The sequence below is a fragment of the Neobacillus sp. B24 genome, assembly GCF_055381825.1.
The window spans coordinates 495,726-513,672 of sequence record NZ_AP035777.1 but is presented as its reverse complement, the minus strand read 5'-3'; the positions used below and the strand labels follow the sequence as shown (position 1 = coordinate 513,672).

The 17,947-nt window shown below is 43.5% G+C and carries 17 protein-coding genes; 5 read left to right on the top strand and 12 right to left on the bottom strand.

Going from position 1 to position 17,947, the window contains the following annotated elements; translation table 11 throughout:
• Window positions 1-242 precede the first annotated feature (242 nt).
• Complete coding sequence (locus ACZ43M_RS02530; RefSeq protein ID WP_464505922.1) at window positions 243-752, top strand: DinB family protein; 510 nt, start codon at window positions 243-245, stop codon at window positions 750-752.
• 228 nt (window positions 753-980) lie between these two features.
• Entirely contained in the window at window positions 981-1,517 is a 537-nt protein-coding gene (locus ACZ43M_RS02525; protein ID WP_464505921.1) for a ribonuclease H-like YkuK family protein, read from the top strand.
• Between the two features lie 131 nt (window positions 1,518-1,648).
• On the opposite strand, the gene ACZ43M_RS02520 is transcribed toward ACZ43M_RS02525, so the two are convergent.
• From ACZ43M_RS02520 to ACZ43M_RS02500, 5 genes are all read right to left on the bottom strand, one after another.
• Window positions 1,649-3,109: a PAS domain-containing sensor histidine kinase gene (locus ACZ43M_RS02520; protein WP_464505920.1), complete on the bottom strand. Its 1,461-nt coding sequence runs from the start codon at window positions 3,107-3,109 to the stop codon at window positions 1,649-1,651.
• Between the two features lie 182 nt (window positions 3,110-3,291).
• Window positions 3,292-4,248, bottom strand: a complete 957-nt coding sequence (locus tag ACZ43M_RS02515) for a siderophore ABC transporter substrate-binding protein (RefSeq protein ID WP_464505919.1) — start codon at window positions 4,246-4,248, stop codon at window positions 3,292-3,294.
• Window positions 4,249-4,287: 39 nt separating this feature from the next.
• Window positions 4,288-5,049 (bottom strand): iron ABC transporter ATP-binding protein, encoded by a 762-nt coding sequence (locus tag ACZ43M_RS02510; RefSeq protein WP_464505918.1) that lies wholly within the window; start codon window positions 5,047-5,049, stop codon window positions 4,288-4,290.
• Window positions 5,046-5,996, bottom strand: a complete 951-nt coding sequence (locus tag ACZ43M_RS02505) for an iron chelate uptake ABC transporter family permease subunit (RefSeq protein ID WP_464505917.1) — start codon at window positions 5,994-5,996, stop codon at window positions 5,046-5,048. The genes ACZ43M_RS02510 and ACZ43M_RS02505 overlap by 4 nt, the downstream gene beginning before the upstream one ends.
• The gene (locus ACZ43M_RS02500) at window positions 5,989-6,939 is read right to left on the bottom strand and encodes an ABC transporter permease (RefSeq protein ID WP_464505916.1); all 951 of its coding nucleotides are present in this window, start codon (window positions 6,937-6,939) and stop codon (window positions 5,989-5,991) included. The genes ACZ43M_RS02505 and ACZ43M_RS02500 overlap by 8 nt, the downstream gene beginning before the upstream one ends.
• Window positions 6,940-7,301: 362 nt before the next feature.
• Here ACZ43M_RS02500 and ACZ43M_RS02495 point away from each other — a divergent pair, with 362 nt between their 5' ends.
• On the top strand, window positions 7,302-7,634 hold the full coding sequence (locus tag ACZ43M_RS02495) for a redoxin domain-containing protein (protein ID WP_464505915.1): 333 nt from the start codon (window positions 7,302-7,304) through the stop codon (window positions 7,632-7,634).
• A 193-nt stretch (window positions 7,635-7,827) separates the two neighbouring features.
• Here ACZ43M_RS02495 and ACZ43M_RS02490 read toward each other — a convergent pair whose 3' ends face one another.
• From ACZ43M_RS02490 to ACZ43M_RS02480, 3 genes are all read right to left on the bottom strand, one after another.
• The gene (locus tag ACZ43M_RS02490; RefSeq protein ID WP_464505914.1) at window positions 7,828-8,865 is read right to left on the bottom strand and encodes a DUF418 domain-containing protein; all 1,038 of its coding nucleotides are present in this window, start codon (window positions 8,863-8,865) and stop codon (window positions 7,828-7,830) included.
• Window positions 8,866-8,943: 78 nt separating this feature from the next.
• A complete protein-coding gene (locus tag ACZ43M_RS02485; RefSeq protein WP_464505913.1) occupies window positions 8,944-9,168 on the bottom strand; it encodes an aldo/keto reductase in 225 nt (74 codons plus the stop codon).
• A gap of 47 nt (window positions 9,169-9,215) precedes the next feature.
• The gene (locus ACZ43M_RS02480; protein WP_464505912.1) at window positions 9,216-9,758 is read right to left on the bottom strand and encodes a histidine phosphatase family protein; all 543 of its coding nucleotides are present in this window, start codon (window positions 9,756-9,758) and stop codon (window positions 9,216-9,218) included.
• A gap of 270 nt (window positions 9,759-10,028) precedes the next feature.
• Between ACZ43M_RS02480 and ACZ43M_RS02475 the strand changes: the two genes are divergently transcribed.
• Window positions 10,029-11,867: a CocE/NonD family hydrolase gene (locus tag ACZ43M_RS02475; RefSeq protein WP_464505911.1), complete on the top strand. Its 1,839-nt coding sequence runs from the start codon at window positions 10,029-10,031 to the stop codon at window positions 11,865-11,867.
• A 586-nt stretch (window positions 11,868-12,453) separates the two neighbouring features.
• Here the strand turns inward: ACZ43M_RS02475 and ACZ43M_RS02470 are convergent.
• The 3 genes from ACZ43M_RS02470 to ACZ43M_RS02460 all read right to left on the bottom strand — a co-directional run bounded on the left by ACZ43M_RS02470 (window position 12,454) and on the right by ACZ43M_RS02460 (window position 15,403).
• A complete protein-coding gene (locus ACZ43M_RS02470; RefSeq protein ID WP_464505910.1) occupies window positions 12,454-13,968 on the bottom strand; it encodes an acetyl-CoA hydrolase/transferase family protein in 1,515 nt (504 codons plus the stop codon).
• Between the two features lie 141 nt (window positions 13,969-14,109).
• Window positions 14,110-14,754, bottom strand: a complete 645-nt coding sequence (locus tag ACZ43M_RS02465) for a LytTR family DNA-binding domain-containing protein (RefSeq protein ID WP_464505909.1) — start codon at window positions 14,752-14,754, stop codon at window positions 14,110-14,112.
• 40 nt (window positions 14,755-14,794) lie between these two features.
• Window positions 14,795-15,403 carry a class I SAM-dependent methyltransferase gene (locus ACZ43M_RS02460; protein WP_464505908.1) on the bottom strand — a complete coding sequence of 203 codons (609 nt, stop codon included), beginning with the start codon at window positions 15,401-15,403 and terminating at the stop codon, window positions 14,795-14,797.
• A gap of 221 nt (window positions 15,404-15,624) precedes the next feature.
• Here ACZ43M_RS02460 and ACZ43M_RS02455 point away from each other — a divergent pair, with 221 nt between their 5' ends.
• Window positions 15,625-16,440, top strand: a complete 816-nt coding sequence (locus ACZ43M_RS02455; protein ID WP_464505907.1) for a PRD domain-containing protein — start codon at window positions 15,625-15,627, stop codon at window positions 16,438-16,440.
• A 57-nt stretch (window positions 16,441-16,497) separates the two neighbouring features.
• Here ACZ43M_RS02455 and nagE read toward each other — a convergent pair whose 3' ends face one another.
• A complete protein-coding gene (nagE, locus tag ACZ43M_RS02450; protein WP_464505906.1) occupies window positions 16,498-17,943 on the bottom strand; it encodes an N-acetylglucosamine-specific PTS transporter subunit IIBC in 1,446 nt (481 codons plus the stop codon).
• Between the last annotated feature and the right edge of the window lie 4 nt (window positions 17,944-17,947).

The following is a 17,947-nucleotide window of genomic DNA, read 5'->3' as shown; positions in this document are numbered from 1 at the left end:
TTTATTAAATTTTAAATTCTTCTCTACTAAAATGCATCCACCCTTTCTCCTAAAAGTTTGTAGGAGGAAAGTAGCGAAAACAGACATTACTATTCTATGAATGGCAATGTCTTATATTCCAATTTTATAAACATAAATTCAAGTAAATCCCTCTATTGCAAAAGGAATATTTTATAAGAGCCCGAATATAAAGAGTAAGAGATTAGAAACAAGGTTTGACCAAATAGAGGGGAGTAAACAAAATGGTTCCATTAGAGTTGATGAAAGAAAAATTAGCAGAAACCCGGACGAAGTTATTGAACGAAATTACTTCACTTAGTTACAAAGAGTTTAATACGGTCCCTGTGGAAAATGTCTGGAGTGTGGCCCAGGTTTGCCATCATCTTCATCTTGTAGAGGTATCATTTGCGAAAGCAATTTTATACGGGCTTAAGAAGGAAGATGCCAAAAAGGCCGATCCTAAGCAGATACAGCTCCTTAATGATCGTTCCAAAAAACTCCCCGCGCCAGAAATGGTGATTCCGAGAGAGGAGCCATTCGAAAAGCAGCAGTTAGTTGATATGCTAGATGAATCACGAGCCATGATGCTGGATGTCATGAATAAAGTACAAGAGCCTTCTATTTTGGTTGAACGGTCGGTAAAGCACCCTGTGTTTGGTTACCTGCCACTCTATCAGTGGATTGAAACCACTTACCTGCACGAAGACCGCCACATCGAGCAAATTAGAGAAATCAAAATGCAAATCTTATAAAAAAAGGTACAGGCATTGCCGCTGGAGTTCTTATTATTAGCTCCCTTCGGTAGTGCCTGTTCTAATTTTTAATAAAATACACATACCTGTCAGCCCCCGTTAATATTTATTAACAATAAGCCTTACCTAGAGGGATACCTAGAATCATTCATCTGCTGCACGCCAATTATTATTTTTCCATAAAATATAGTATCAACATCAAGACTTACAATGAAAGATGTGGTGTTTATGATAAATCCCAGGCCAGCCGGCCCCTTGTTTAAAAATCTTCAAGAAAAGCGAATGACGTTTGAGCAGGTATTTGAGAGGATTGTAGAATTCATGGAGAGTGATCCGTGCGGTCATTTCCGGTTAATGGTCGGAACGGATTCTCAGGTTCATCGCTCTCATACGACTTTTATCACGGGAATTGTAATTCAAAATATGGGGAAAGGTGTTTGGGCTTGTATCCGAAGGGTAATTGTTCCGCGAAAGATGACTCAGCTGCATGAGCGAATTTCCTTGGAACTTTCCTTAACTGAAGAAATCGTGGCATTGTTTTCAGAAGAGCGAAAAACTCAACTGATTAATATTGTTCTTCCTCATGTTTATTCGGGTGCCACCTTAACAGTGGAGGGGCATATTGATATCGGGGAAGGCAAACGAAACAAAACGAGCGAATTTGTCACCGAAATGGTCGCCCGAATGGAATCCATGGGTGTCGAACCGAAAATCAAACCCGATGCCTTCGTCGCCTCAAGCTACGCCAACCGCTATACCAAATAAAACACGGAACATCCCCAGCACCCGACAGCACAAGAACACCATGACCATCAGCTTCAAAGCCATTAAAAATTGTCCGCCCACGGTGGACAAATGTCCACAAGTGGTGCCTGACACCATTTCTCCTTTTACCCCTATATATATGTAAGTTCCACTTCGACGCTTGTGCCTTGGCCAGGCTTGCTTTCTATTCTCATGGTGCCGCGATGTTCTTGGATAATTTTGTTGCTGACGGTTAGGCCGAGGCCGATTCCTTTATCTTTTGTGGTGTAGAAAGGTGTTCCAAGGTATGGCAGGAGTTCGCTGTCAATCCCCGCCCCTTCGTCTGCAAAACAAATTCGGACTTGCTTTTCCTTCAGTTTTTGGACGCGGATATGAACTTTGCCTCCGCTCGGCATCGCCTCAATCGCGTTTTTTAGGAAATTCACAAAAACCTGCTTCAATTGATGCCGGCTGCAAAGTAACTCAATATCATCCTTATGATAATGATTGATAATCTGAACATTGTGCAATAAAGCCTGCGGATGCAGAATATTGACTGTGCTTTCCAATATAGAATGAAGGTTCACCTGTTCAAACTGGATTGCCTGCGGTTTGGCCAGTGACATAAACTCATTGACAATCATATCGATCCGGTCCAGTTCATTCATAATAATAGATAAATAGCGATCCTGTTTATCCTTTTCCGGCGACCCTTTTAGTAGTTTTGAAAAACCCTTCAACGAGGTCAATGGGTTCCGTATTTCATGCGCTACCCCAGCAGCCAATTGACCAATAATAGAGAGACGGTCCAAATTGCGTATGGTCTGATCATTATTGACACGGTCAGTTATATTTCTACCCACAGAAACATACGATTCAATCTCATTTTTATCATTATAGATAGGTGATATATTAAATTCTGCATAAATTGTTTCGCCATTGAAAGTTTGTATTTTTTGTTGAAGAAGTTTGGGCTCCGTGGTTCCTATTCCATACGGAAACAATTTCAAATACTCTTCCTGTTCCTCCGCGGGGACTAAGTCTAATACACTTTGTCCAATCAGTCTTTCAAACGGGGCGCCAAATATTTTTTCATAGGCAGGTGAGACGTAGACAACTTTGAAATCCTTTGAAAGAATTTTAATTAAATCCGTCGTGTTATCGGTAATTAATTTTAAGAGTTCTCTTTCCTGCTTTAATTCTCTTTCCATATTCACCCTATCGGTAATATCACGGTAAATCGCCAAAGTCGCAATAATCTCTCCTGCAGTATTACGAAAAGGCGAATAAGATACAGCTACATCAATCATATTTCCATTTTTGTGATAACGCGGCGCAATGATATTATGAAATGACTTCCCCTGTTTTACTGAGTGGATGATCTCCTTAACTTCGTTTGGGTTAGGAAATTCATCAAATCTTCTCCCAATAACATCTTCCTCGGTATAGCCAAATATTTCAGTGAACATCCGGTTTACACGTATGAACCGATTCTCCATATCCACGATACAAATTCCATCAGCTGTATTATCAAGAAATAGATTAATTAGTTCTTCCGGATCATATACTAAAGACTCGTATTCTCTCAAAAAAACCGGATACCTCTTCGACATTTCAATCTCCCCAAACCTATCATCCTATCTTTCTCCATTTTACAGAATTTTAGGATTAAGAAAAGGAATTTTTTTGAAAGAGGAACGATCCCACTTTTTACTCAGTTGGCATTACCATCCCGATAACTCCAGAACGGGTTAAGATACAAAAAAGAGCCAGGCATTATACCTGACTCTTTTCGTTATAGTGCTTTTTCAATTTCTTCAGCCATTAATTTAATCGATTTTAAACCGCCGCCGCTTAAGTACCAAGTGTTGGCATCAAGGTAAACAATCTTGTCATTTTTGAAGGCATTTGTCTTTTCGACAAGTTCATTTTCAACCACTTTTTTCGCGCCTGCATCGCCGCCGACAGCCACATTACGGTCAATGACGAACAATACGTCTGGATTTTTCTCCATAATGTATTCAAATGTTACGACCTGGCCATGTGTGGATACTTCAATCTTTTCATCAGCAGCACCAAGCCCAAATACATCGTGAACCAATCCGAAACGCGAGCTTGGGCCGTAGGCGCTGATTTGCCCTTCATTTGCTAATAAAATAAGTGCCTTTTCATTTGCTGATTTTGCCTTTTTATTTAAAGTTGCAACGTTGGCCTTAATATCCTTTAATTCAGCGGCAACCTGGTCTTCCTTTCCAAAAATATCACCAACAAGATTCATATTTTTTTCAAACGATTCCATGTACTTGTTATAGTCAAATTCAACGAATACTGTTGGAGCAATCTCTGCGAATTGATCATATAACTCTGCTTGACGAGCGGAGATAAAAATAACATCCGGCTGCATGGCGTGAATCGCTTCAAAATCAGGCTCTTTCAAGCTGCCGAGGTTTGTATACTTTTTATCAGCATATTTTTTCAAATAATCAGGAATGGCTGCCTGAGGAAGACCTGCTACTTCAATACCTAGCTCATCTAATGTATCCAGGATACCAAAATCAAAGACAACTACTTTTTCAGGGTTTTTCTTTACAACGGTTTCACCGTATTGATGCTTAATCGTCACCTTCTCTGCTGAGGTGTTTCCCTTGCTCCCAGATGTCTTTTGGGACTGTGAGGTTTCCTTAGCACCGCCGCAGGCAGCTAATATCAAAATGATTGAAAAAACAATCCCTAGTAAACTCCATTTTTTCATAGCATATCTCTCCTTTATGTTGTAGGCTCCAAGTACGGCCTAAGAATTAAAATATACACAAATACGGCAGCTGCCCATTTCTTGAATCGGAATATCCATATCGTAAATTTCCTTTAAGGAAGCTGACTGAATAATTTCCTCAGTCGGACCATCCTTTACTACCCGGCCATCCTTCATTGCGACAATCCAATCAGAATATACGGAAGCAAAGTTAATATCGTGCAGGACAATGACGACCGTTTTTCCAAGCTCATCAACGAGACGGCGCAAAATCTTCATAATCTGGACCGAGTGCTTCATGTCCAAATTATTCAGCGGTTCATCGAGTAAGATGTATTCCGTATCCTGAGCGATGACCATCGCGATAAACGCCCGCTGGCGCTGGCCGCCGGACAATTCATCCAAATACCGGTCCTGCATATCGGTCAAGTGCATGTATTCCAGCGATTGCTCAACAATCCGCTCGTCCTCTTCAGTTAACCGTCCCTTACAATACGGAAAGCGGCCAAACGATACGAGTTCGCGAATTGTGAGTCTGACATTCATATAGTTAGACTGTTTTAAAATCGACACCCGTTTAGCGAAGTCGTTGGACTTCATTTTTCGGACATCGGTTTTATCCATTAAGACTTCACCGGTATCAGCATCCAGCAGTCGGCTGACCATTGACAGCAAGGTCGACTTCCCCGCCCCGTTTGGGCCGATAAAGGACGTTATTTTTCGCGGCTGGATCGTCACCGATACATCCTCAACAACCGCCTTTTTTCCATAAAACTTTGACAGTGAAAGTACTTGAATCATGCTGCTTTCCTCTCCTTCAATAGTAGATAAATGAAATAGACACCGCCGATAAAGTTAATAATGACACTTAGGGTCGTCGAAAACGTAAATACTCGCTCGACCAGCCATTGCCCGCCGACTAAGGCGATAATGCTCATCAGCACCGCGCCGGTTATCAGCACCGAATGTTTATAGGTTTTGAAAAATTGGTACGACAGGTTGGCGACAATTAAGCCAAAAAAGGTAATCGGTCCGACAAGCGCAGTCGAAATGGAAATAAAGATGGCAACAATAATCAGCATTTGCCTGACAATCGAATCGTAAGGAACCCCTAAGTTGATAGCTACCTCCCGCCCAAGCGATAACACATCTAAGTATTTCAGAAAGCGCCAAGCATAGGCCACAACAATTCCTACGACTCCCGCCGCCAGCCAGACCAAATCCGAATTGATATTGTTGAAGCTCGCAAACATGCGGTCTTGAACGATCTGGAACTCATTTGGGTCAATCAGCACCTGGAAGAACGTTGAAATGCTCGAGAAAAACGTTCCGACAATAATTCCTATTAATAGCAAGAAGTAGATTTGCTGTCCGCCTTTTTTTAAAAGAAACTTATACAGCAACAACGCAAACAGAATCATCGCGGCAACAGAGATTAAAAAGTTTATTTGCTTATTTACGATGATGGTGTGACCGGAACCCAGGAAAAAAATAATCACCGTTTGCAGCAGTAAATAAAGTGAATCCAATCCCATAATGCTTGGAGTTAGGATTCGGTTATGGGTAATGGTCTGGAACACGACGGTTGAATAAGCAATACTGAACCCAGTAATGACCATCGCCAGCACTTTTAGTACCCGGCGCGGCAAGGCATAGTCAAAGCTGCCGTTTAATTCATGGAATAGATATAAGGCACAGCATCCCGCAGCTACCATCGCGAGGCTGGCCAATTTCATCGAGTTACGCATTAGCCTTCCCCCGGAATAACAGATATAAGAATATGCCGCTGCCAATCACGCCGACCATGAGACTAATTGAAATCTCATAAGGATAAATAATTAACCGGCCCAAGATGTCACAAGCCAAGAGGAAAATCGCCCCGAGAATTGCGGTATGCGGCAATGTTTTTTGCAAATGATCGCCTTTAAAAATCGAAATGATATTTGGAATGATTAAACCTAAAAACGGAATAATTCCGACCGTTAGAACAACGGTTGCGGTAATCAAGGCTACCAGAATCAAGCCAATATTGACGACCCGGCGATAGGCAAGCCCGAGATTCTTTGAAAAATCTTCGCCCATTCCGGCGACGGTAAATCGGTTCGCATATAAATAAGCAATGATTAGAATCGGAACACTTATGTAAAGGAGTTCGTATCTTCCCTTCATAATCGTTGAAAAATCGCCTTGCAGCCACGCCGACATATTTTGAATCACATCGGCCCGGTAAGCAAAAAATGTTGTAACGGAAGACAAGATGTTCCCGAACATGAGACCGACCAGCGGAATAAAGATGGCATCCTTAAACTTGATGCGGTCGAGTATTTGCATGAACAGGAATGTTCCGCCAAGGGCAAACACAAAGGCTACGGCCATTTTTTCTAGCATCGAAGCGTTTGCAAACAGCAGCATCGAAACTAAAATCCCAAGTCTGGTAGCATCCAGTGTCCCCGCCGTTGTCGGCGAGACAAATTTGTTCCGGCTCAGCTGCTGCATAATCAATCCAGCAATGCTCATTCCCGCACCAGCAAGAAGAATGGCAACTAGGCGCGGCAGTCTGCTAATTAGGAAAATTTGTGTCTCCTCTGATTGAACATCCAACAGGTCCATCGGCGAAATGCTGCTGACACCAACGAATAATGAAATGATTGATAAAACTATTAAGGCAGGCAGTAAATATCGTTTTTTCATGGCTGTCCCCAAACATTCTATTTTTCTAGCTTACTAAGTTTCTATTGAGAATCATTATCACATAAATGTATAAAAAAAGGCTTTATTAAGCTATAACTGAGAATTATTATCATCATAGTCTATAAAAAAAGGCCGTTACTTATTCTATTTAGTTAGATTCAAACAAGGATCAGGTGAAATTGAAAATCATTATCACTTACATGTTTGATTATAGCAAAGTCACATTTGAAGTCAATATATAAATGAGAAGTATTTTCACTCAATTTTGACTAATTTGTGACATAAATACAGTGTAAACCTCATAAATCGGATGAATTTCCTTTGCCCGTCTTAATTTTTACCATGATGGGGAAACTAGTAGGGTGCTTATTTTTTCGGAAGGAGGAGTTTGCTTGGAACCATTATTAAAAGTTGGAGATCCCGCACCTGACTTTGAGTTAGCCGCAACGACAAAGGAGAAAATCGCCCTCTCCGATTATCGCGGGCAAAAGAATGTTGTGCTCGCGTTTTATGGCATGGACTTTACCCCTGGCTGAGTGAAAGAGATAACCTCTTGGAAAGAGGACTACAAACGATTCGAGGAACTGGGCGCGGAGGTACTTGGCATTAGCGCCGACCATCTCCCTTCCCACCGTGTTTTTGCCGCAAGTATGGGAACACTGCCATATCCGTTATTATCAGATTGGCACAGGTAGACGATTAAAAACTATGGGGTGTTCAACGAAAAAGGTGAAGTCGCCATCCGCTCTGTGTTTGTTGTGAACAGGGATGGGATCATCAGTTACATAAATACTTCGTTCAAGGCTGATAAGAAGGAAGATTATGAAGCAGTTTTTTCGGAATTAGAGAAATTAAAGTAAGCCGGGGTAAATGTACTCCCGGCTTTTATCATTGCTGACAGATTCTCAGTCTATCTTCCGGAGCTTTAACACGTCTAAACGGCGGCATCTGCAAATAAGTGGCGGCCCGCCAAATCCATTCCAACGGTCCGTATTGGAAATAACGCAGCCAGATGACGCTAAAGGTAATTTGAATGGCATAGATAGCGATACAGATATACAAGGTTTGCAGGTATGTGATATTACCGAATAAATCGAAGGCATATCCCGCCAGATAGATAAAGACAGTTTGCATGATGTAATTCGTCAGTGCCATTCGGCCGCAGCTTTTTAACGGTAAAAGCAGCTTTTGAATTAACGGAAACTGCAATACTAAAATTAGCGAGCCTGCGTAAACCGCGGAAACAATCGGACCCACCATGATTCCAATTTCGATAAACATCTGTGTCTCCTTGAATTCTGCTTCCGATACAGTTCCGAATACAAACGGGGCATACTGGAATTGAAAAATCAGCCCGGCCGCACTTAAGACAAACATAATTCCTGTAAAAACAGCTATACTTCGGATGTTTTTAGGAAGGTCTTCAAATACTTGAAATTGCCCCGCTGCAATTCCCAAAAGCATGACGGGAATCACGATGAAAAGCTTAAATGATAGTAAGCCAAAAACAATCAACAACGCGACCCCTGCCACAAGGTTAATCACTTTATGAACCTTGTAAAATGGGAGCAGCAGCAGACCGCAGACGGCATACACCGATAAGGCCTCACCAGGATGGAATCTTACATGTATCAATCCAAATAGAAATAATATGACTGCACGTCTGAGAAATAGCAGGTATCCGTTCTTCCCTTTTGCGATGGCCCTTGTTATAAAAATATAAAATCCTATCCCAAACAAAAAGGTAAAAATCGTATAAAAACGTCCCTCCACAAACATATACAGTAACCGCCAATAGGCCCCGTCCGCCGAACCTGTCTCCGGTACCTTCACAAACAACAACGGCCCAATATTCACCAGCACTATCCCCAGCAGCGCAAACCCCCGCAAATAATCCAGCACATCAATCCGCCGATTTACATTCATTAGAACATCTCCTCTAAAGTGGTGCCTGACACCGGTTCCACTAGTGGAATCACTCCCATTGATGCCTGCCTGACACAATTAGAACTCTTTGCGGCAATCACGAATGGCTTCCCCAACGATTTCTTCAGCACCACCTTTGGCATATTCCTCTGCCGTGTCAATTAAGGTCAGCCCATTCTCGATTCCAAATCTTAAGGCTTTGACCTGTTCACAGGCATCACTCTTCTTCTCTCCATAGGTCCAGGTCCCCTGCCCAATTCTGGGGATGCTAACTTCTGTTTTTCCCAAACTTGTATACAACATTATGATTACTCCTATACCTTACCAATCTTGTTCCACTACTAAATAATTTACCGCCAAATACGTTCAATTGCCACTTCACTCTTATCAAAAAATAATAGGTAAACATCCGGATTACTTAGATTCTTCCACTCTTCAAATCCAAATGAAGGTTGATAGTAGTGTAATAGTAAGGACATCAAATTCCCATGGGTCACAATCAGGGTATTTTCAACCTCACCTTCTAAGACTTCTTTTACCGCTTCAAGAATTCGGCCCATTGCCTCTCGGCTGGACTCTCCGTCATCAAATTTTAAATCCAAGTCTTCGAAGGTCGCTTCAAGCTTTAATAGCCAATCTTCTAAAACCTTAGTACTTAAGATCCGCTCCGTTAATCGGGTATCCTTTTCAACCTGCAGCCCTTTTTGTTTAGCTGCTGGTTCAATCGACTGCACCGCCCGCAGAAACGGACTACAAATAACCCGTTCCACCTTCGCATCAACCAAAAACCGGGCTAATTCGTCCGCCTGCTGAAACCCCTTCTCCGTCAACGGCGCCAAACTAGGCTGCCCCTCCGCTTCACAATGCCGCACAACATAAATCCGCTTCACCATCTTCTCCCCCACTCCACAACTTCCACAACAGTAAAAATCTCTAACATCTAATTCGCCATCCCGTGCTAAAATCCTCTATCTTAATGCGTGTCCACTCCACACGGACAAATGTCCACGAATGGTGCCTGACACCAATACCACTATTACTCCTTTGGGTGTAGTACGAATTGGTATAAATAGGCACTTTCCAGTATTTCTTTCATTTCCAAATATTCGTAAAATCTAGGTAGTACGATGCGGTACTGCTATTATTCTGTTAGGAGGTTGTTTATGAAGTGGCGAAGGTTACGTATTGGTGTTATGTTGCTTATGATGTTGACTGGTATGATGTCCCCGGTTCTAGTGCACGCTGACCTCATTGAATCTCAAAAGTTATCGGCCAAACCGCCGGTAATTAGCAAACCCGTACAAAAATGGGACGATACGATCTATGATCGGCCCGAAGAGTATTCCAGCTACACCACTCAAAAGGATGTATTTATCACGATGCGTGATGGGACAATTTTAGCGGCAGATGTTCATATTCCGGATGGCTTTGGTCCATTCCCGGTCATCGTGACACAAACACCATACAGTAAAAACAGCACCGGCAGCGAACACCGTAACGAATATTTTATTAAGCGCGGCTATGTACATATGGTCGTCGATGTCCGCGGCACCGGCTCGTCCCAAGGGATTTGGGACTCCTTTGGCCCGATGGAACAAGAAGACGGAAAGGAATTGGTTGAGTGGGCTTCCAGCCAGCCATGGAGCAATGGAAATGTCGGATTATATGGCTCTTCCTATCGGGGCATCAATCAAATTTTCACCGCCGCCTACCAGCCAAAAGGATTGAAAGCCATTTTTCCCATTGTGCCAATGGGCGATGCCTATCGTGACATTATGATGTCCGGCGGCCTGATCAACACCGGATTTATCCCGCTATGGCTTGGACTTGTCACGTCAAGCGGCCTAATGCCGCCGACCTATACATTAACTGACCCGGTCATGGCAGGCTCGGTTCTATTGAAAAATATTGGCCAAATAACAGGCTTCCCTGTTAACACGCTAAGTTCCGCGTTAACCGGCGGCGACTTTGCCTACGACGGGACGTTTTTCTCGACGCGTTCTCCGTTACAAGTCGTCAACAAAGTGAAAGTTCCGGCTTTTTTCACCGGCGGGTTGCATGACATTTTCCAGCGCGGGACACCACTTCTCTATGAAAAATTAAAATCAACAGGTGTACCCTCGAAATTACTGATTGGCAACTGGACCCATCTTACCTATGGTGATGGATTACCGGCAAATAATGTACCAGCACTAGAGCAAATTGCTCTAAGATGGTTTGATAAATATTTAAAAAATATGAACACCAATGTCGAGCGGATTCCCGATGTTACCCAATATGTCCTAGGTGAAAACCAGTTCGAGACTCAGGCAGATTGGCCGAATCCGCAGGCATCAGCACAGAAACTATATCTAAGAGGCGGAAGGCTGTTAACCAAGGATACACCTTCCGTGCTTGAAACTGGAACGACCATGCTGCAGCAGCCGTTGAACGGAATCTGTTCCGGAAGCTCTGCGCAATGGACAGCGGGGGCCCTTGGCTATCTCCCGTGTACAAAAGACAATCGCTTAACAGAGCTGGCAGAAATCACTTATACAACGCCAATCCTTAATAGTGATTTAAAAATCTCAGGCCCAATTGCCGCAAAAATCTTCGCCAAAACGACCGCAAATGAATTGGTCCTGACAGTACGAGTAACCGATGTCGCCCCGGATGGTACTTCAAGTGAAATAACAGCAGGCTGGCTGGCTGCCTCCCACCGTGCTGTTGATGGAAGCAAAAGCCGTAATTTAAACGGGGAAAATGTTCAGCCATGGCATCCGTTCACGAGAGAAGCAGTCCAAGAGGTAAAACCAGGTGAAGTTATGGAATTAAATGTGGAAATCTTCCCTACTAACATCGTGATCAAAGAAGGGCATCGTCTCCGCGTTGCGATTGGACCAAGCGACTTCCCGCATTCGATGTCGCCGGCCCCGTCGCTGCTAAACCAGCTTGGGGGAATCGCTACGATTCTGAACAGCAAAACCTACCCATCGCACATCATCTTACCGGTAGTGCCATAAAAAAGAGGCTGTCGACCCCTGACAGGTTCCGTTAACTATCGCAAACATTAAAAATGTAATGCAAAATGACCCTCAAATTGTATGGTAATTTGGAGTTTTGTTAATTTATAGGAATGTTGATTTCACTAAGTATGAAAAATAAACGGAGGAATTCCGGCTAAATCGGGAAATACCCATATTTCCTTAAGAATAGGGGGAGATTTTCCGCTTATCTTATCCAAATCTCTAGATTTTATCTTATTTAGAGCAGTTAACCGGAATTTGTCCTCTTATTTCCCCTACTTAAGCTTCCCTTTTATGTATTAGGCGGAAATTCTCCGCTTAGCAATTCTCATACTTACCCAACCATCGATACGAGAGGCAGAAATAACTTACAAACTTCTTAAATACGCAATCCGAAGAAATAGCAAGGGTAGAAACCCTTGCTATGTTTAATGTTCTTAATCCTTCTAGTCTTAAAAATTGCACTACATTGTATGTGCAAAAAGGATCACATTTTGCTTTGCATTTTCCTGTGCAAAATTAACGCTAAGCGTTAGGAAACGGAACCCTTTAGTCGACCACAGCCTCTTTTTCTATTAAATATCTAAACTGTTTCCTTTATCTTTTGCAGCATAGTTCCCATCGCTGCAAAGTGGGTATGCCATGAGAAGGCTTTCTCGAGCACATGCGGAGTCTGGCCGCCTCTGGTCAGCGCTTCCTGATAGTACTCACGCAGCTGCTGGCGGTACAGCGGATGGGCACAGCGCTCGATAATCAATTCCACCCGTTGTCTTGGCGCCAACCCGCGCAAGTCGGCGTAACCCTGTTCTGTTACGATGACATCTACATCATGCTCAGTGTGGTCAACATGTGAAACAAATGGCACTATACTCGAAATGTTACCACCCTTGGCAATTGATTTAGTTACAAAAATCGCCAGTCGGGCATTACGAGCGAAATCCCCCGATCCGCCAATACCATTCATCATCTTTGTCCCTAACACATGGGTCGAGTTGACATTCCCGTAGATATCCAATTCCAATGCAGTATTGATCGAAATCAGCCCGAGACGGCGAATGATTTCCGGATGGTTGGAAATTTCCTGCGGCCGCATAATCAGGCGGTCACGGTATTTTTCAAAATTTCCGTAAACCTCTTTCATCTTTTGCTCAGACAACGTAATCGAACAGCACGACGCAAATTGGACCTTGCCGGCATCGATTAAATCAAACACAGCATCCTGCAATACTTCCGAGTACACCTCGAGATTATCAAACTCCGAATCCAACATCCCGTGGAGTACAGCGTTGGCGACCGAACCAATCCCGGACTGCAGCGGTGCCAGCTCATTAGTTAGACGCCCAGCCTTCACTTCTGCCCGTAAAAAGTCAATTAAATGATTGGCCATTATTACGGTTTCCTCATCCGGCGGGACAATCGTAGATGGTGAATCCTGCTGATTTGTAAACACAATACCTCGTACCTTATCAATATCAACTGGAATTCCAAGAGTACCAATCCTGTCTTTTACCCCTGTCAACGGAATTGGGCCGCGCTCCCCTTGTTTCCCCAGCTCATACAAGTCGTGCAGTCCTTCAAGGTTAACCTGATGAGCCATATTGATTTCAACAATAATTCCCTTGGCATTTAACGCAAACGATAACGAATTCCCTACTGACGTAGTTGGAATCACCATTCCATCCTCCGCAACTGAATACGCTTCCAAAATGGCGAAATCGACAGGCTCCATTACTCCGGCACGGACCAATTCTGCTGTGTGTGACAAGTGCTGGTCGACAAACATCAGCTCGCCATTATTAATTTTACTGCGCATGGTCGGGTCAGCCTGAAATGGCAGTCTCTTCCCAAGGATCCCAGCTTCTGCAAACAGTTTATCGACATCAGAACCTAAAGAAGCCCCAGTATAAACATTCACTTTTAATGATTCTGTTTGTGCACGTTTCACCAGCGCAAACGGAACCGCTTTCACATCACCGGCACGTGTAAATCCGCTTAACCCCAGCGTCATGCCGTCCTCTATCCATGATGCAGCCTCTTCAGGTGTAACCACACGGTCTAACAGCCGCTTATCTCTGATTCGCTCCAATTTGTTTTCCATATTTGATCCCACTCCCCAATGGAATTTTATTTTCATTTTAACCGATAAAAGTTTTCATTTAGATAATTTGGGGATTAGTTACGGAATATTCAGACGAGACAGAAAATCTGCTGTCTAAAGCAGCTAATTCTATCTTAAAAACTAAAATCCTAACAGTCTGCGAAAATAGCTCGAATAAGATTGGCTCACCGGCACCCTATCCCCATTCTTCATCGTTAAAATAAAAGTCGAGTGGGTATCAGGGTGAATCTCTTTGATCTGATTGACATTGACAATATACGAGCGGTGACAGCGGATAAAATCATCCTTTGGCAGCTGGAACTCAAAATCCTGAAGTGAATATTTATGGGTACCGCTGTGCCCCTCTGCGTAAACAAACGTCTTCTTTTCCCTGGCCTCAAGATAGATAACCTGTGAAAATGGAACCGGAATCCACCCATCCTGTGTTTTAATCGTCACGACCAATTTCCCGCTCGTCAGTGCCGGGAAAATGGCGGTCACACAGCCCTCCAATTTCCCTTCATGAAAAAACGGCACCGCCATGCCATGGTAAGGAACGCCAAACACCTCACGGTCAATAAATTCCGACACCTTCTGTTTCGACTGTACCGCCTTAAACGCAATTGTCCCCTCCTTCAACAGGTCACCGGGGCGGATTTTTAAATCAATCCGCTTGCTCGGCCGGTAGTATATATACTCCCGTGTATTACAAACAGCAATTGAAATCTCCTCCGAGAACAGCTCACTAATCACATCCAACAACGAAACAACCGTAATACTCTCCATCCCAAATCACCTCTGTTTCAACAGCCTAGATACCCTTAGCCTACATGCTCAGACGATAAATTAAAAACCGCTCATTCTGATTGTGTTCATAAACAAATGGAACCTTGACTTCCTGCACCAGTTGCAGGCTAGTGTCGTTTTCCAAATAATAAATATAATCTGCTGAAGGATAATATAAAATCACATCTATACCCCGGGGGGACTCCTCAACTGACATTAGAATCCGATTAATCACCTTGCGAAAAACCTGAATCGAAAACGGATTGAAAAAATAAAACCGGTTGTCCAGACAATCAATAGGATATTCTTCGGCCAAGCAGCAATGGAAGTGAATCCTGTCACGATGATTTTTCGTTTTCCGCACGTAGCTGTCACGATTAACCACCGCTGCCTCAAACAGACCCTCATCCATTTCAATACCCGTCACAGAAGCATGAAAAAAATAATCGATATAATAATTCAGTCTTCCTCGTCCACAGCCAAAATCTACCACACGGTCACTACTTTTCAATTCATAGTGTTTAAACAATTCCTCCAGCGCACTGTATGGCGTCGGCTCGTAGTGATGGTAATGCAGCGAGTTATGAAAGCCCTGCTGCTCCCCTCTTGTTTTGATATTCAGCAATTTATCATAGTAATATTCCTTCATAAGCTACTCCCAGTCAGGTAAAATAACAAATAACGTGCCTCTATAATCATCAGTTTATCAGATTTTATGGCTGGCCTGCAGGAGTAACGAAAATTATGTCGAATTTCTAAAGTAGAATGATTTGTTCCGCGGTTAGCTATCCACCTAAATTAGCCCCTTAAAGATCGTCATCAGCGATTTCCCACTAATCCGGAAGACAGACCAAGGAGTTGTGTCCAGAAGTGAAAATCAAAAAAATCCTTAATAACAACGCCGTGGTCGTCATGGATCAAAATGAAGAAAAGATCGCTATCGGCGCTGGTATTGCCTTTCATAAAAAGAAGCATGACATCGTTAATCCCGCCAGAATTGAAAAACTGTTTGTCCTAAAGGAAAATGAAAAATTCCATCAGCTGCTGCAGCAAATACCAGAGGACCATTTTGCCCTCTCTGAAGAAATTATCACCTATGCCGAAAAGACGCTGGGGACAAAGCTAAATGACCATATCCACATAGCGCTTACTGACCACTTGTCATTTGCAATTGAGCGGGTTCGTGACGGGATCCATATAAAAAATAAACTGTTTCAAGAAATTAAGCTCCTTTATAAAAAGGAATTCGAAATCGGCTTATGGGCCATTAAACATATTGAGGAGAAGACCAATGTAAAAATGCCTGTTGATGAGGCCGCCTATATTGCGCTGCACCTTCATACTGCAAAGCTTCAAGGCCGGGATATGAAGCAAACGCTCCGGCAAACCGCCGTTCTGGGCAGCATGGTCCAGACCATCAGGGATACCCTCCATATCCCATTAGATGAGGATGACTTATCGTATCAGCGCCTCATCACCCATCTCCGTTTTTCCATATCGAGAATCCATACGACGGAAGGCTATTCCATGGATGACGAGATGCTGAAAATGATTAAAGGGAAATTTACGACAGCCTTCGCCTGTGCCAAAAAGGTGGCCGCCGAGCTGGCGCGGAATTACGGTATCACTCTCCCGGAACATGAACTTGGTTATTTAACCCTGCATATCGAAAGGCTGCGAAAATAAATTTTATAGATGCACAAAAAAACGCTTGGATCCATCCAAGCGTTAGTTTTTTAAAGCCTACTTCTTATGCAGTTTTGCCATCTCATCTGCCACGAACTGTACGTTCGTCCCAACGATGACTTGAATGCTTTGCGGGCCAACAACATTGATTCCCGGTACGCCCGTCGATTTGATTTTCTTCTGGTCAACAGCTTTCATGTCTTTAACCTCGACTCTAAGGCGTGTGACACAGTTATCAATGGATGTAACGTTTGCGCCTCCGCCAAGTCCATCATAAATGGTGGATGCCATGGAAGCGAATTTATTATTGCCCGCTTGAGCGCCACTTGTTACAGCCTCATCATCATCCTCTTCACGACCAGGTGTCATCAAGTTGAATTTTGTAATGATAAAGCGGAACAGGAAGTAGTAAATAACGGCAAATACCAGACCTTGAACGAGCAACATGTACGGTTGGTTCGCAATTGGATTTCTTAAGCTTAGGAAGAAGTCAACAAATCCGGCACTAAATGCAAAGCCGGCAGTCCAGTGGAATGTTGCTGCAATAAATAGAGAAATACCTGTCAAAACAGCGTGTACGAAATAAAGTGCAGGTGCTACAAACATGAACGCGAATTCGACTGGTTCAGTTACCCCCGTAAAGAAGGCGGCGAAACCGGCAGCCAGCATTAGTGAAGCCACTTGCTTTTTCTTTTTTGTTTTAGCAGTATGGAACATAGCAAGACCTGCAGCCGGAAGACCAAACATCATAACAGGGAAGAAACCGGCCTGATACATACCAGTAACACCCTTTTCACCCTTACCGGACAAGAAGTTACCGATATCGTTAATGCCGGCAACGTCAAACCAGAATACGGAGTTCAATGCATGGTGAAGACCGGTTGGAATTAATAAACGGTTGAAGAATCCATAAAGTCCGGCACCGACAGCGCCCAATTCAGCGATTCCTTTACCAAAGGAAACTAATCCAGTATAAATAACAGGCCAGATAAAGAACAATAAGGCAGACACCACAATCATCGAGACAGCCGTCATAATCGGCACAAGCCGCTTACCGCTAAAGAACGCCAGCGCATCCGGCAGCTTAACTTGGCTAAAACGGTTGTACATCATTGAAGCGACAATACCGGAAAGAATCCCGACGAAAGCGTTTTCTATTTTGCCAAACGCAGCGTCAACAGCCTCCGGTTTAATCCCCTCAAGCATGGCAACAGTTCCTGTTGATAACAATGTCTTTACAACAAGGAAGGCAACCAGACCGCTCAAGGCTGCAGAACCGTCCTTTTCTTTCGCCATTCCCAACGCAACACCGACAGCAAACAGGATTGGAATATTATCAATAATCGAGGACCCAGCTTTGATCAAGAAAGCGGCCAGCGGACTATCCGCACCCCAGCCAGTCGGGTCGATCCAATACCCAATACCCATCAAAATTGCGGCAGCCGGCAAAACTGCGACAGGCAGCATCAACGAACGGCCAAGTCTTTGAAGATATTTCATCATTTTG

Bases quoted from the DNA above. Each gene is read 5' to 3' on its own strand.
- ACZ43M_RS02530 (WP_464505922.1), top strand. From the start codon at position 243: ATGGTTCCATTAGAGTTGATGAAAGAAAAATTAGCAGAAACCCGGACG.
- ACZ43M_RS02525 (WP_464505921.1), top strand. From the start codon at position 981: ATGATAAATCCCAGGCCAGCCGGCCCCTTGTTTAAAAATCTTCAAGAA.
- ACZ43M_RS02520 (WP_464505920.1), bottom strand. From the start codon at position 3,109: ATGTCGAAGAGGTATCCGGTTTTTTTGAGAGAATACGAGTCTTTAGTA.
- ACZ43M_RS02515 (WP_464505919.1), bottom strand. From the start codon at position 4,248: ATGAAAAAATGGAGTTTACTAGGGATTGTTTTTTCAATCATTTTGATA.
- ACZ43M_RS02510 (WP_464505918.1), bottom strand. From the start codon at position 5,049: ATGATTCAAGTACTTTCACTGTCAAAGTTTTATGGAAAAAAGGCGGTT.
- ACZ43M_RS02505 (WP_464505917.1), bottom strand. From the start codon at position 5,996: ATGCGTAACTCGATGAAATTGGCCAGCCTCGCGATGGTAGCTGCGGGA.
- ACZ43M_RS02500 (WP_464505916.1), bottom strand. From the start codon at position 6,939: ATGAAAAAACGATATTTACTGCCTGCCTTAATAGTTTTATCAATCATT.
- ACZ43M_RS02490 (WP_464505914.1), bottom strand. From the start codon at position 8,865: ATGAATGTAAATCGGCGGATTGATGTGCTGGATTATTTGCGGGGGTTT.
- ACZ43M_RS02485 (WP_464505913.1), bottom strand. From the start codon at position 9,168: ATGTTGTATACAAGTTTGGGAAAAACAGAAGTTAGCATCCCCAGAATT.
- ACZ43M_RS02480 (WP_464505912.1), bottom strand. From the start codon at position 9,758: ATGGTGAAGCGGATTTATGTTGTGCGGCATTGTGAAGCGGAGGGGCAG.
- ACZ43M_RS02475 (WP_464505911.1), top strand. From the start codon at position 10,029: ATGAAGTGGCGAAGGTTACGTATTGGTGTTATGTTGCTTATGATGTTG.
- ACZ43M_RS02470 (WP_464505910.1), bottom strand. From the start codon at position 13,968: ATGGAAAACAAATTGGAGCGAATCAGAGATAAGCGGCTGTTAGACCGT.
- ACZ43M_RS02465 (WP_464505909.1), bottom strand. From the start codon at position 14,754: ATGGAGAGTATTACGGTTGTTTCGTTGTTGGATGTGATTAGTGAGCTG.
- ACZ43M_RS02460 (WP_464505908.1), bottom strand. From the start codon at position 15,403: ATGAAGGAATATTACTATGATAAATTGCTGAATATCAAAACAAGAGGG.
- nagE (WP_464505906.1), bottom strand. From the start codon at position 17,943: ATGATGAAATATCTTCAAAGACTTGGCCGTTCGTTGATGCTGCCTGTC.